A 15,621-nucleotide genomic window follows, 5' to 3' on the forward strand; every position below is an offset into this window, starting at 1 on the left:
ACCGGGCCGGGGCTCAGTAGAGGTATTTGACGGTGTAGTTTTTGCCGTCTCCAATGTACTTCATGATGCTGGCGCTCTGCTTGCCGGAGGAGGCGAAGGTGGGGTCCATCCGCTGCCAGGCGGAACCGTCAAAGTAGATGACGGCGTCGATCCAGCCGGACTCCTCCGTCCAGACGTTGATCCAGGCGTGGTACTGCTTTCCGGCGTAGCCCACCACCAGCTTGCAGGGGACGCCCAGGCTCCGGAGCATGCCGGTCATCAGGGAGGCGTAGTCAAAGCAGATGCCCTTTTTCTCCGCCAGCACGCTGTCCAGCACCGGGAGATATCCGGTGGTTACCGTGGCGGCACGCTGCTTGTCATAGGTCAGGTTGTTGACGACGAATTCGTAGATGGCCTTGACCTGCTCCAGGGGGTCCGTGACGCCTTTGGTGAGCTCGGCGGCCTTCTTGACCGTATTGACGGCGGGGGCGTAGTCCACGTACTGGTTGGGCCGGAGGAAGGGGGCGAACTCGTCCGCCAGGGTGACGGAAAAGGAGACGCTGGTCTCCTGGGCGTATTTGGTATCCTTGATGTTCTCGAAGACGGTGACTTTATAGCTTCCGTTTCCATCGGACAGGGGGAAGGTGGTCCAAACCTTCTGGGCCAGGTCGTATGTATACGTGGTGGTGGGTCCCTTGACCTGCACCCGCAGGCGCTTGGAGGTGGAGCCGGTGAACTGCACCATCACATAGCCGTCCTTGGTGTTGGAGTAGTCGATGACGGCGCGGGAGCTCTTCTGCACCGCCGTGCCGGAGGCCACGGGCAGCAGAAGGGTGTCCGTGGCGGCGGGGGAGCTGGCCAGGGCCACGGCTTCGTTCTCCAGGTCCACGCCCTCCAGCACCAGCCGGTCTATGTAAAAATCCTCGTAAAAATCTTCCTCCGGGCCATAAGCCTTGGCGCCGCAGCCCACCAGCAGAAGCAGGGACAGCAGCAGCGGGAAGAGACGTTTGATGGTTCGCATGGGGGAAGCTCCTTTCTTGCTCTGTACGGATGAACGGATCAAAGGGTCCAGACTGTCAAATCTTATATTATACGAAAATTGACTGCAATTGCAAGCACAATTTTTTAACGCAGTCCTCCCCGGCCTTTTGACTTTTTCCCGGAAGGGCTTACAATGGGGGCGGAATTTGGAAAGGGAGGCTGTATTATGAAACACTGTCAGCTGACGCCGGGCCGTATCTCGGCCTATGAAAAGCATCTCCGCCGGGAGGAACGGGCCCCGGCGACGGTGACAAAGTACCTTCGGGCCGTCCGGGAGCTGGCCGCCTTTCTGGACGGCAGGCCGGTAACAAAGGAGAACCTTCTGGAGTGGAAGGAGCGGCTGCTGTCGGCGGGTCTGTCTCCGGCGACGGTGAACGGCAGGCTCTCTGCCCTGAGCGGACTGCTCCGCTTCCTGGGGCGGGAGGATTGCCGGGTGAAGTTCCTCCGCCTCCAGCGAAGGACGTTCCGGGAGCGGGAGCTGACCCGGATGGAGTACCTCCGGCTTCTGGAGACCGCCCGGGAGACGGGGCGGGAGCGGCTGGCTCTTTTGATGGAGGCCATCTGCTCCACCGGCATCCGCGTGTCGGAGGTGCGCTTCCTCACCGTGGAGGCGGCGGAGCAGGGCCGGGCCGTGGTGCGGCTGAAGGGTAAGGTCCGCACCATCCTGCTGCCGGGAAAGCTGCGCCGGAAACTTTTGAAGTTCGCCAGAAAGCAAAAAACCGCCTCCGGTGAGATTTTCCTCACCGAGGGCGGAAAGAGCGTATCCAGAAGGCAGATCTGGCGGGAGATGAAGAGTCTTTGCAGCCGGGCCGGGGTGGAAAAAGCCAAGGTTTTCCCCCACAACCTGCGTCATCTGTTTGCCGCCACCTTCTATCGGGTCTGCCGGGACATCGTGAAGCTGGCGGACCTGCTGGGGCACAGCTCCATCGATACCACCCGGACGTACCTCCTGACCTCCGGGCAGGAGCACATCCGCTGCCTGGAACGTCTGCGGCTGATCTGCTAGACAGAATATGGGTTCTGTTCCCGGTCCAGCAGACAGTTTGACTGGCACTTTGATTATAGCACACTTATTCCAAAAACTTCAAGTGATATTTGCCTCTATTCTTCACATCTGCATAAAAAATATTGTGGCCTTTGGTTTCATGCCTGAGGCTCTGGTTCTCCATGCCCTTTCCAGCCGCGGAAACCGCTTTCAAAAGCGGTCTGGGACCGGGGCTTCCTTCTTGGGTCCCGGAACCCATATTCTGTCCCCGGAAACAGGGTGGCCGGCGTGCAGGGGCGTGCTGCCCCTGTACTAATAATATGTGGAAAGAGGGGGGATGCCTGGGCCGATGGCTCCGCTGTGAAGCAACTCCGGCCGTCCTTGCGTCAGGGGCGGCAGGAGGCACGGAACGGGTCGGAGCGCCGGAAGTGGTGACGCTTTGGGCAAACCACCGGAAACGGTGGGACGCAAAACTACGGGACTACGGCGCGGAAAGACGCGCTATGTCCGCCGGGTCGCAATCGGCAAACCGTTGGAAACAGCGGGACGCAAAGCTACGGGACTACGGGGTGAACAGCCGTGCCTGCGCGCGGGACTTTCACGCTATGTTCGCCGGGTTGCACAGCAAACTGTCGGAAACGGCAGGACGCAAAGCTTGGGGGCTAATGTGCCCCTCCCTTCGGGAGGGCGCGACGCCAGCCCGGCCGCCGGATACTTTGCATCCGAAATTCTGCAAAGAAAGGATGGAAACACACATGAAGAATATGGGCAAGCGCGTATTGTCGATGGCTTTGTCGTTGGCAATGCTTCTTACCCTGCTGCCGGCTCCAGCACTGGCAGCTGAGACGGACCCTCGTGGAGAGCAGCTGGATACGGCTGAGGTCTACGAATGGCTGGTGGAGAACTACGCGGAGGCTGACGAGGACGGCGCGGTTTATTTCCCCGCCGGGGCTTTGGCCATGCTCCTCGGCATGCCGGACGCGCCGGGAAACCAGGAGCGGCAGGTCGCCCGCTTCACCCTTTGGGATGAGGTGAACGACGAGGCCGCCTTCCAGCTGGACGCAGACGAGCTCCAGGAGGCCGCCTATGACGAGGACAGCCCGATCGTGGCCCTGTACCAGGACGGCGGAGCCTACCTGGTAATGGGCGGAGAGGACTTTGAGGAAGAGCCGGCCGCGCCGGTGACGCCTGAGGAGCCCCTCCCGGTTGTCCCTGTTCCCCCGGTCCAGCCGGAGGAGACCCCCGAGGCCCCTGAGGAAACCCCGGTCCAGCCGGAGGAGACCCCCGAGGCTCCTGAGGAAACCCCCGCCGAGCCGGAGGAGACTCCCGAGGCCCCCGAAGAGACCCCGGAAGCCCCCGAGGAAACCCCGGTCCAGCCGGAGGAGACCCCCGAGGTTCCCGAGGAAACTCCCAGTGAGCCGGAGGAGACCCCCGAAGAGACCCCCAGCGAGCCTGCGGAAGCGGACACGGAATTGGTGTCCACCCTGACCCTGAACAGCCCCGGCATGATTCCCGTGACCATGTGGGCGCAGTATGAGGGCAAGGGCCTGAGCGATGCGCTGAAGGACCTCTTTGAGGGAATCAATCCCCTGGATATTTTTGAGGGCGAAGTCGTGACCTTCAAGTTCTACAACGCTGATGGCGTGGAGAACGCCGATGCGGAGCAGCTCTTGAAGGAAGGCGAGGCCCTTCAGTATCCCGCCGCGCCGGAAAAAGTGTCCAAAGAGAATGAGCCTCATTTCGTCTTCACCGAGTGGGCCATGGCGTGCGAAACCGCTCCGGTCGACGCTCTGGAGGAGGGCGAGGCTCTTACTGAGGAGTTTTTCACGAAGTATGCGGGCAAGGTTATCCAGGTTAAGCCGCAGTATGCCTCTTACTGGTTTGTGTCTTTCCGCAAGGATGCCGCCGGAGAGGACAACTGCTATGTGGCCAAGATTCCTGTGACAGGCGGCGAGTCCGGCGTGCTGGACGTTACCGAAATTGCAGAGGCTGTCAAGGCTTTCAGCACGTTCCACCCTGGTAAAACGGTTGAGTGGACGTTCCCCGAGGGCTTTGATGCTCAGAATGTGACCGGCGACGCGGTTGTGACTCCTGTGGAGAAAGACGGCGTCTGGATTAAGTTCAACGTAGCCGGAGGCACGGCGGTCAACGACATTCAGCCCGAAGCGGACGGAACCGTAGACCTGACCAATATCACCAGCGAAAAGGCCGGGTATGCGTTTGAGGGCTGGTTTATGCCTGATGGAACGCAGGCGGGCGATCAGCTGACGGACGTAACGGAAACGGTTATCCTCACCGCCCATTGGACGGCGAAAACCGATGTTCCCTATACAGTCATCTATTGGCAGGAAAACGCTGACTATGGTAACACATTTCTGCCCGAAGACCAAAGGGATGCGCAGCAGTATTCCTCTTTTGGTACTGAAAAGCTGACGGGAACAGCTGGCGATCCGGTCAAGTATAGCGCAGAGAAACTGCCTGATGGCGGTGACGGAGCCGGTAAGGGATTTTTCCTTAATACGGAAAAGTCCAACACTGAGATTACCATCGCTGGAGACGGCACTACCATTGTTAATGTGTACTACGACCTCGCGGAGTACGATGTTTATTTCTTTGCTACCCGGAAGCCTCAGCCTCAGTACACGCTGATCTGTAAGCAGGAAGAACACAGTCACAATCGTTGCCGCACTCAGTGTAGCCATTGGATGGATTGGCAGCATACCGACAGTTGTTACACCTGCGGCAAAACAGCGCATTCCCACTCCATCAATAATGGGTGCTACTCAGTCTCGTATGATGAGAGTAAGGCCCAGTACACGATCCATGCGAAGTATGGTGCGAGTATTGGCTCTGAGTGGCCGGGAGGCGGATGGTATGTTGCCTCTTCTGGAGATACGTGGCAGGCAAACCTCCAGAAAATGCCTCTGGGCGGAAAGGTATTTTACGGCAAAAGCGGCGACGGCAAGATAGCGAGGTATTATGTTGAGGCCCTTCCGGGGGTTAAAACTGATGTGTACTATAATGGCCGCTATTACGTAGAACACCATACAGACAATGTTCCTAGTGGAAATATTACCTCTGATGACTGCTATGCAATCCCTGGTTTCAGATTTTTGGAGTATAGTGGAAGCCATTACAACAGCAACGCAAAGTTCTACTACACCCGCGAGGATATCAGTGTCTACTTTGTGGTCCCTGGTTATCCAAATCAGAACCATACGCTGACTTTAAAGTACCAGCAGTCCATCGGTGGTCCGAGCATCTATGTACCCACGGTTGAGGGTAAGACCTTCGAAGGCTGGTATTTGGATGAGGCCTGCACGCAGAGCGCAGACGCCACGCTGAACGGCACTATGCCCATCGGAGGCGCCACTGTCTATGCCAAGTGGGTCACTGATGAGGTCAACGTGACGGTGCTGGAAGACGTGGAGGGCAATGTCCTGGCGGTTCTCCCTGTCCAGCCCGGCAGTATCGTGACGCAGGAGCAGCTGAAAGCGGCTGTCCAGAATCAAAAGGACAACATCCTTGGCTTCTACGATGCCGCGACCCACAAGGTTATCAACAGCTCTATTGCAGTCTCTGGAGCGACCACTCTGATCGTCATCTGGGAAAACAGCAGTTATCAGATCGAGTATGATCTGGACCAGTTCGAAGGTGACGAGACGGTGGAAGACACCATGAAGTATCCCCTGAATGTGCAGGCGGTTGTCAAGTCCGGTCCGGTAAGCACGGATAAGAGTGGACGGAGCTTCGACCACTGGGAAGACCAGAACGGTGTGAAGTATTTCCCCGGCGATCTGATCCAGGTTACTCCCGAGACTAAACTGACTGCCGTCTACAAGAAGGTGAACGTGGGCCGGGTGCACATCATCTACCACGCCAACTTTGAGGGGACCACAGCCAAGTTCGAAGACTCGGAGGTTTCCAATAACGGTCTTGTTACCGTAAAGACGTATCAGGCAACCAAGCTGCCGGAGCGCGTTGGCTATACCTTTGAGGGATGGGCCAAAACTCCGGAGGCCCAAAACCCGGACTATACTGCTGGTGTTCAGGTTCGCGTGGACAAAGCGGACGACGACATGGTCAATACCCTCTATGCCGTCTGGAAAGCGGTGGAGTACACGATCTCGTATGACTTGAAGGATGGCGCTTTGCCGGAGGGCGCGCGCAATCCCGAGACGTACGCGGTCAAGAGACTTCCCATCACTCTGAACAATCCGGTCAAGGCCAACGCGGAGTTCCTTGGCTGGACCTGCCCGGAGCTGAACATCACCGTTCCTAAGACGGACGTCACCATCCCCGAGGGCACCACCGGCAACCTTTATTTCACCGCCAATTGGAAGACCCTGCTGTATGGTCACACGGTTGCGTATTATTACGAGACCGCTGACGCGGAGGGGAATTCCACTTATGCGGAGTTCGAGGTGCCCAATGCCCCGACTGAGGTCGAGCCGACCGAGACCCAGTACAAGGTTGGCCAGACCACCGCGTTCACGCTTGCCGATACCTTTAATAAGGTAACAGTGGGCGAGACTACCTACGCGCTTGACAAGATCGAGCAGACCGCCATCACCGGCGAGGCTGAAAACGATGTTGTCAAGGTTTACTACAGCGCCGACGAATTGGGCGGCACTCCTGAGAACCCCGGCGACGGCGTTCCCGACAAGTACCAGGCTACGGTCAAGTACGTGGCGGAAGCGCACGGCAATGTCAACGGGAAGACGGAACTGACCGAGGTTGTAAACCTCGCTGACCCCAACTCGAATAATACCCGCTGGATTCCGAAGACGATGGTGGAGACCAGTCTCCGTGTACAGGCGTATCCTGACGCAGCGGAAGGCTACCGGTTCACGGAGTGGACGGATGAAGATGGTATTACCGGTTGGAGCGAAGGCAAGTGGAAGGCCGACGTGATCACGAAGATCACGATTGCCGCCGGCAAGCTGGAAGCGGGTAAGACCTACACCTTCAAGGCCCACTTTGAGGCGGACACCTATACCTTTATTTGGAACTACAACGACAATGGACAGACAGAGGCTCGCTCTGAGCAGTATGTTCTGTCCGGTACGGTTGAGAATCCCGATGCTCCCACCCGGAAGGGCTTTGCCTTCAAGGGATGGTTCTACAATGGTGAGGAATTCACCGGCGGTACGACCGTTAAGGAATTCATCACCAACCATCCCGGATGCGGAAAGACCATCACCCTGACGGCGAAGTGGGAGTCGGCTGAGATGTATCAGATCGTCCAGCACTTTGTTGGACTGGATGAGACCATCGAGGCTAAGGGCAAAATCCGGACTCTCACCGAGGGCACCCTGGAGCAGGCCTCCGCAGAGTATGAGAAGACCTATCAGAAGGACGACCTCGCTGTGGATGGGGAGGCGCTTAGCGCGCGGTACATCTATGATGGATCGAAGCGCAGCACGACTCCGTCCATGGAGGCGAACGGCGTTCTGACGGTGATCGACCTCTACTACGACGTGGACAGCTGGGACAAAACCGGTCCCTCTGAAAACGGCGGCGACGGCACTCCCGACAAGGACCAGGTTCTGGTCAAGTTCGAGAGCGCCGGCAACGGCGATGTCACAGCGACGGAACTGGGCAGCCTTGTCCAGGTCCATGACAAGGGCGACGTAACGCCCAGGATGGCCGGCATTGAAACGACTCCCAACCCCGGTTACGCGTTTGACATCTGGACCGAGGGGAACGGCAAGACTGCCGTGAACCCGGGACAGAAGCGGAGCAACGTTCCCGGCGGCACGGAGATTGTCTTCAAGGCCAACTTCGCCGAAGACGCCAAGGGCGGCACTCCGGAGAACCCCGGCGACGGCACTCCCGATAAGTACCAGACCGAAGTGACTTTCAACGTCGAAAACGGCACTTGGAAGGAAGGCGGCAAGGACGGCAAGACTGTCTATGTGGACCTCTATGAGCAGGATCCGACGACTCTCGTGTGGGAGCTCATTCCCAACGTGAAGCTGGATGACACGGTGATTCCCAAAGAAATGGCAGCCGACGCCGGTTACAATGAAACCGGCGCTTGGAATTTGAATCCCGCCGATACCATCATCACGGGCAGAACGGAGTTTACTTACACGTTCGAGAAGAAGGCCCTGACTTATTCTGTGCTCTACTTTGACAGCGAGACCAACGAGCCGCTGACGGACAAGGACGGCAGCCTGTACGACGTGACGGGTATCACGGCTGAGAATAACCTTGTTATCTGGCCGCTCCTGAACGGCACGTACGTGAAGGATATCCCTGGTTACGCCTTCGACTATGTCACTCCGGAGACCAAGCTGGAACTGACGGAGGACGGAGAAAACGCCTTTAAGGTGTACTACTCCACGGACGGGAACAACGACGGCACCCCCGACAAGTACCAGGTGACGGTGAAGTACCAGAGCAGCGATACCGCCATGGGCACGGTCGACGGAGCCACCGAGGTTCTGACCATCCGGAACCGGAAGACTTCCGGCACGGTTGATATTGTCAAGGGTTCCAACGCGACTGCGGCAGCGGGCAACCTCTTTGTGAATTGGACGGCTGCGTCTGACGACAAAGAGTGGACCCCGAACAACCCCTATGCTGAGCTTCCCGTGACGCTCTATGGCGTTACCGGCGGCAGCACCTACACCTTTACCGCGAACTTCCAGTCGGAGAAATACACCGTGATCTTCGACGCCAACGGCGGTTCCTGGGCTGAGGGTGTGGACCTGGGCGCTTACAAGGCCAGCAGCAGCCGGAGCTCCGCGTCCGCTGACGTGGATGGCTCCGCAGTGGTGGCGATTGCCGCTCCCGAGCGGTACGGCATGACCTTCACCGGCTGGACCTACACGGTCAAGGGAACGGATATGGAGCTGACGTCCGGAAAGACGGCGGCTGCTATCTGGACCGAGACTGGCGCTGCTTCCAGCAACCGTACCATTTTGCTCACGGCGAATTGGGAAGCTAGGATGCTGGACTACACCATCGTCCAGCATCTCCGGAATGAGAAGCTGGCCGACGTGGACGTTCGGATGACGGACGGCAAGGCTGAATTCGGCACTGCGGTCAAGACGCTGGTTCCTTCCGAGTTTGCGGAAGATGTGATTGACGGAGATGGCACTGTCTATATCCGCAATACCAGCGAGTACCGTATCGACGAGGGAGAGCCCCAGACGTCTCTGGACGGCGCCAAGCTGACTGCTGAGAGAACCGTTATCCACCTCTATTACGATGCGGATAATTGGGGCGACAACAGCGAAACCAACCCCGACGGCACCCCCGATAAGGACCAGGTCCTGGTCAAGTTCGAGAGCGCCGACAACAGCAAGGGTACCGTCTCCGGCGCCGGTACGACCCAGGTCTTGCCTAAGACTGCGGTTGTGCCTGTCAACGAGAACATCACCCTGACTCCCGCGCAGAACAACGCTTTCGACATCTGGGTTAAGGGCGACGCGGCTTCCGACGAAGCGGTGAATCCCTTCCAGACCCAGCAGGCCGAGGGCGGAGACACCATCACCTTCTACGCCAAGTTCGGCGAAGACGTCATCGGTCCCGAGGACAAGGGTGACGGCACCCCCGACAAGTACCAGGTGACGGTGAAGTATCTGAGCGTGGATACCTCCATGGGCACCGTCGACAATGCGAAGGAAATTGTGACCATTGGCGGCAGGGCAACCTCCGGCAATGCCGCTATCTCCGGCGCTAAGGCGGCTCCCAGCCAGTATTACCACTTCGTGAACTGGACGGCTGAGACCGATGACGCCAATTGGACTCCGGAAGCGTCTTACGAGGCCCTTCCCAAAACTCTGACCGGCGTTACCGGCGGCAAGACCTACACGTTCACGGCCAACTTCGCGGTGGATACCTACACGGTAATCTTCGACGGCAACGGCGGCGAATGGACCATGGCTCCCAACCCCTATTCCTTCGCGGAGGGCAGCAAGAGCCGTATCCAGAGAACCGGCGTTCCGGCGACGGAACTGCTGTATGTGGCTACCATGGACCGGCCCATAAATAGCGGCAGCGCGTTCAAGGACTGGATGCTTCAGTGCGCCAACGGCGAGGAGAAGCAGATTGCGGCGGGAACGGCTGGCAATATTTGGAGCTGGACCGGACTGACCGAGGGCAGCACGATCACGATCAAGGCGACGTGGGACGTTGTCCCCCTGACTTACTCTTACGTCCAGCACTTCCTGAACGCGGAGGGGAAGGAAGAGGGCGCCCTTGACATTCGGGAAGGCAACCAGGCCAATCCCAACACCAAGGTTGCGGATCTGCTTGGCAGCAAGATGGTCCCCACGACGTTCAATGGTTCGACGTATCGCTACAGCCATTTCAGCGCCGATCTTCTTGGCTTGGACGATACTCTGATCAAGGACAATACGGTGATCCATCTGTACTACCATGTGGACCGCTGGAGCGAGCCCGACAACAGCGACAAGACCCCCGATGAAACCCCCGATAACCAGCAGGTCCTGGTGAAGTTTGTCAGCGAGAGCGAAGCGAAGGGCCAGGTCGGCGGAAGCACCACTCTGGTGTATACGCCGAAGGGCAATTCCGTGGAGCTCCCGGCGGATATCACGGCGAAGGGCGTCAACGGCTATGCTTTTGACTACTGGACGCTGAACGGTTCCGCGGAGAAGCTGACCGGCATTCCCGAAACCCTGGAAATCGAGCTGGGTAAGACCTATACCTTCACCGCCCACTTCGACAGAGACGTCACCGGCCCCGAGGGCGAGGGTGACGGCACTCCCGACAAGTATCAGGCGACCGTGATCTACAAGGTGGAGAACGGTTACTTTGGGCTGGTGCAGGATGAGAACGGCAGCTGGGTTCCCGATACCGAGAAGTCCTATGTCCTGACGGTGCGGGAGATCGACGGCAGCGGTGCGGTGGTAAATGCTGATTTCAGCATGCCCGCCGTTCCCGAAATGACCGCCGACTACACCTACGGACCCGAGGGCTCCTGGGATACGGACCCGAGGACCGAAGCGGCGAAGGCAGGCGTCACGCCTGAGAGCACGCAGACGTTTACCTACTCCTTCCGTCAGAACGCGCTGACCTATCAGGTGAAGTACTTTGTCTATGGCCACACTGACGTGTCCCTGGACAACGGCGCGCATGACAGCGAAGTTCTTATGGCCGAGGGCGCAAGCGTCAATTGGGCGGACATCGCCGAAGTCTATAAGATCGACGTGGAGGGCTACACCTTCGACTCCGTGGACCGCGAGGTCCTGACCCTGAGCCACAGCCGGGAGAACGTCATCAAGGTGTACTATGCCCCGGATGTCCTGGGCCCCAACGGGCCTGACGGCATCCCCGACATGTACCAGGCGGCGGTCGACTATGTGGCCGGCGCGAACGGCTCCGTTACCGGCAGCCGGGAAGTCGTCACCATCACAAACGCCGATGGCAGCTACGCCAAGGCGGGCGAGATTGCGATTCGCGGCTCCCAGGCGGTCCCGGCGGAGGGCTACGCCTTCGACTACTGGACTCTGACCTCCACCCAGGAGATGTTTGAAACCCAGACCTTGATCAATATCCCCGCGGAGCTGCGCGTGCAGGGCGGCAAGACCTATACCTTCACCGCCAGCTTCGGCAAGGACGAGGTCAAGGACCCCGGCAAGAACCCCGACCCTGAAAAGCCCGGCGACGGTATCCCCGATGCCCGCCAGGCCACCGTGGTCTACAAGATCGAAAACGGCACCTGGTCTGAGGGCGGCAGCGCCGACAAGACCGTGGTCGTGACGCTCTTCCGTCAGAACGCGGACGGCACCTGGACGGCGCTCAACCCGGCTCCGGACCATCAGGTTCCCACCGGGATGCAGGCTAACGACGGCTTCAAGACCGGCGGATGGGACCGCAATCCCAATGTGGTGCTCACTCCGGGCACGACCAGCACCTTTACGTACACCTATGTGTCCATGGACTCCAGCGTTCTGACCATCCGCTATGTGGATGAGCAGGGCGCGGACATCGCAAGCAGCGAGACCCAGGTTCTCCGGGAGGATATGACCGCCTTTGATGTGTCCGCCAAGGACTTCGAGGGCTATGTCCTGACTGGCGAGAAGTCCTACACGGTCACGGAGTGCAGGGACCAGGAGATCGTCTTCACCTACGCGCGGGATGTCATCGGCGGCACCGACCCGGAAGAGCCCGGCGACGGCATTCCCGATTCCGCGCAGTACACGGTGCGTTACACCGCTACCAACGGTACCGTCAGCTTTGAGTCCGCCGTTGTCACCAAGCTGGATGAAAACGGCAATCCCTCCGCTGATGGTATCGCCCGGCTGGCGGCCGACCAGATCGCCGTGGCGACCCGGATCAACAACAATTACCGTGTAACTCCGACCTGGACCCCCGATACCCCGGTTGCGGGCCTTGTCATCATCGCGGACACCACCTTTAACGCTGCCTTCACCAGGATCCCTGGCGGAGGAGGCGGCGGCGGTGGCGGCGGCGGCGGCGGTGGCGGCGGCGGAACTCCGCCCACCATCCTCGAAGATGAGACCGTCCCTCTGGCCGGTGATGCCTCGTTGAACATGACGGACCACTTTGCCTATATCAAGGGCTATGCCGACGGCACGGTGCGTCCCAACAGCTTCATCACCCGCGCCCAGGTGGCGACCATCTTCTACCGCCTGATGACCGCTGAGTCCCGGGCCATCTACTACGCCGAGAGCAACGAGTACACCGACGTGGCGAATGACTTCTGGGCCAACAAGGCCATCTCCACCCTGAGCAACGCTGAGATCATCACTGGCTTCAGCGACGGAACCTTCCGTCCCAACGCCTTCATCACCCGTGCCCAGTTCGCGGCCATCGCCGCCCGGTTTGACAGCGTCATTCCTGGCCTGGAGAATCCGTTCTCCGACGTTGCCGAGGAGCATTGGGCCCGCGACCTCATCGCCTTCGCGGCGGACAGAGGCTGGATCGGCGGCTATGAGGACGGAACCTTCCGGCCCAACAACAACATCACCCGCGCGGCGGCGATGAACCTCATCAACAACGTGCTCCAGCGTCATGTGGACGAGGAGGGCCTGTTGGAGGATGCCGCCCAGTGGAGTGACAACAACCCCGGCGACTGGCACTACTACGTGGTGCTGGAGGCCACGAACTCCCACGACTATGAGCGTCGGAAGGAGGGCGAGCTGATGGAGAATTGGACCGCCCTGACCCCCGATCCCGAGTGGGATGAGTAATGGCCGGAGCTTCGCTTCCTGAGAAGCGGAGAACAAGCGCCCCCCGACGCATTTTGCGCCGGGGGGCGCTTTCCGGCTGCGGGAGCCACGGGGCGGTTCTCCTTGACAAAGGCGGTTTCAACCGATTACAATATTCCTGATTCGATTACCAGGAGGGCCGGAAGACCCGGCACGTTTGGGGGAGGCGAAAACCGATGAGCTTGAAGGAACGCCGGCCGTCCGGTCCGTCGCTGGGCGGGAGCGGGTCCATGCGCCGCGCCGTCTGTTTGCTGGCGGTGCTCCTGGTACTTCTGCCGGCGCTGTCTGCCTGCGGAACGTCCGCTCCCCGGTCTGCGGAGGAGCGGTACGTGGTGGGCGTGGTGACAAAATCCGGGTCCAGCGAGTACTGGATGACCCTGCGCCGGGGAATGGAAACGGCGGCGGCGGAGCTGGGGATGGACCTGGTGATTCTGTCGCCGGATTCCGAAGAGCGGGGGGATGTTCAGTCCAAGATGGCGGAGAGTCTGGTAAAGCGGGAGGTGGACGTAATTGCCGTCTCTCCGATCGACTCGTACCGCCGGCCCCGTTATTTCGACATGGCGGAGGAGCGGGGCATCCCGGTTATTTCCTACGACACGGGTTTTGCGGAGCTGGATGTTCCCTACATCGGCATTGACAACCATCAGGCGGGCCGAGACCTGGCGAGCCATCTGGCGGAGGCCCTGGGGCACAGGGGCGAGGTGGGCATCGTCACCGGGGGGCTGGAGCAGCTGAGCCACCGGCAGCGCATGGAGGGCTTCATCGCTTATATGGAGACCGAGCCGGAGATGCGGGTGGTGTTCATGGAGAGCGGATACAGCAATCTGCAAATGTCGGAGGTGAAGATCCGCCGGATTCGGGCGGCTCATCCCCGGATGGAGGGCATCGCGGCCACCAGCGCCGTGACCGCCCTCGGCATCGCCGAAGGGCTGGAGAACGACGCGGTTAAGATTGCCTCCATAGACATTCAGAAGGACGCGGTGGAGGCGGTTCGGGACGGCAGGATCACCGCTTTGATTGCCCAGTCCGGTTACGAGATCGGCTATCGGACGATTCAGTATATCGACAGGATGCGGAGGGGAACGGCGGAGGATGCCGGTGAGATTCTGGAAGCGGGCGTGTTGACGGCGGAGAACGCAGAGTCCTATATGGAAAGGGAATATCAGGAATGAGAAGCATTCGAAGCAAGGTATTCACGGCGATTCTGCTGACGACTCTGGCGGCGGCTCTGGCGGTGACCCTCCTCTCTTATCGGAAGTCCGCCGGTATGATTGAGGAGAACTATGCCGCCTCGCTCAGCCAGGAGACCGCCCGGACAATGGAGACCATTGACCGGATGTTTTTGGAGGCCTATCACACCCACGTTCACGCCGCCTGTGCCCCGCAGCTGCGGGAGGAGCTTCTCGCCTATCTGGCGGAAGGCGACGAGCGCCGCCTGGAGGACTGCGCGGAAGTGCTGCGGACGTTTTGCGGCCAGAATCCCTCGGTCAGCTCACTGTACCTTCTGATACCGGAGGCCGCTGTCCTGGTCACCTCGGAGGACTACCCGGTCTATAAAAAGGACATTCCGGAAGCGGATATGGCCCCCGTGGTCCGTCTGGCGGAAGACACCGGCGGACCGGCCCTTCTGCCGGACGCCGCCCACCACGCCCCCAATATGGTGAGCTTCGCGGAAGCCCTGGAGGACGCGTCGGGGGCCGTCAGGGGGTATCTCCTCTCAAACATCAAGGAGCGCACGCTCTATTACAATCATCTTGCAAAGCTCGGCGGCGGCGCGGTGAAGGAGGCGGTGCTGCTGGACCGGGACGGACGGGCCGTCACCTCCCTGGGGCAGATGGACGCCGCGGATTACGAGTCCTGGCTGGCCAGGGGTGAGCGCGTGGGAACGGACGGGGAGCATCTGTACAGCTGCCGGACGGCGCCGTTTTCCCAGTGCCGCCTGCTGCTGATCGCGGAGAGAAGCACGGTGCTGGAGACCTTGCAGCGGACCCGGCGGGACTACGCCGTCATACTGGCTGCGTTTCTCCTCCTCTCTCTGATTCCCGCCGCTTATCTGACCGGGGTGATTTACCGTCCCTTGGGCGAACTTACCTCCGCAATGCGGAAGGTCTCCGACGGAGATTTGGAGGCCAGGGCGGAAATCGCCTCCGGCGACGAGATCGAGGTTTTGGCCGGGGAGTTCAACCGGATGCTGGGAAAGATCGAGGAGCTGATTCAGCAGCTTTTGGAAGAGGAGCAGCGGAAGAAGGACGCAGAGCTGGAGGCGCTGCAATACCAGATTACCCCGCATTTCATGTACAACACGCTGAACGCCATCAAGTGCGCGGCGGTGCTGAAGGGAGAGCGGGAGCTGGGCGAAGTGATCGAGGACTTTATTGAGCTGCTTCAGGCCTGCGTCAACAAGAAGGG

General features: G+C 59.7%; 5 protein-coding genes and 2 riboswitches. Of the genes, 4 read left to right on the plus strand and 1 reads right to left on the minus strand.

The genetic code is table 11. The annotated features are described in order from the left end of the window. Nucleotides 1-13: 13 nt before the first annotated feature. Entirely contained in the window at nucleotides 14-1,000 is a 987-nt protein-coding gene (locus QZ329_RS08065) for a transglutaminase-like domain-containing protein (RefSeq protein WP_295750842.1), read from the minus strand. A gap of 186 nt (nucleotides 1,001-1,186) precedes the next feature. On the opposite strand from QZ329_RS08065, the gene QZ329_RS08070 reads away from it, so the two are divergent. The 4 genes from QZ329_RS08070 to QZ329_RS08085 form a co-directional block, all read left to right on the plus strand. Next, nucleotides 1,187-2,026: a tyrosine-type recombinase/integrase gene (locus QZ329_RS08070; protein ID WP_295750845.1), complete on the plus strand. Its 840-nt coding sequence runs from the start codon at nucleotides 1,187-1,189 to the stop codon at nucleotides 2,024-2,026. 411 nt (nucleotides 2,027-2,437) lie between these two features. Then, nucleotides 2,438-2,528: riboswitch (cyclic di-GMP riboswitch) on the plus strand. A gap of 90 nt (nucleotides 2,529-2,618) precedes the next feature. Further along, a riboswitch (cyclic di-GMP riboswitch) is annotated at nucleotides 2,619-2,717 on the plus strand. Between the two features lie 43 nt (nucleotides 2,718-2,760). Then, nucleotides 2,761-13,194 carry an S-layer homology domain-containing protein gene (locus tag QZ329_RS08075; protein ID WP_295750849.1) on the plus strand — a complete coding sequence of 3,478 codons (10,434 nt, stop codon included), beginning with the start codon at nucleotides 2,761-2,763 and terminating at the stop codon, nucleotides 13,192-13,194. A gap of 194 nt (nucleotides 13,195-13,388) precedes the next feature. After that, the gene (locus tag QZ329_RS08080; RefSeq protein ID WP_295750852.1) at nucleotides 13,389-14,384 is read left to right on the plus strand and encodes a substrate-binding domain-containing protein; all 996 of its coding nucleotides are present in this window, start codon (nucleotides 13,389-13,391) and stop codon (nucleotides 14,382-14,384) included. Beyond that, nucleotides 14,381-15,621, plus strand: a 1,241-nt coding sequence (locus tag QZ329_RS08085) for a HAMP domain-containing protein (protein ID WP_295750854.1), incomplete at its 3' end; no start/stop codon positions are given. The genes QZ329_RS08080 and QZ329_RS08085, both read left to right, overlap by 4 nt.

The sequence above is a fragment of the uncultured Oscillibacter sp. genome (genome assembly GCF_910579365.1).
Lineage (GTDB): Bacteria > Bacillota > Clostridia > Oscillospirales > Oscillospiraceae > Oscillibacter.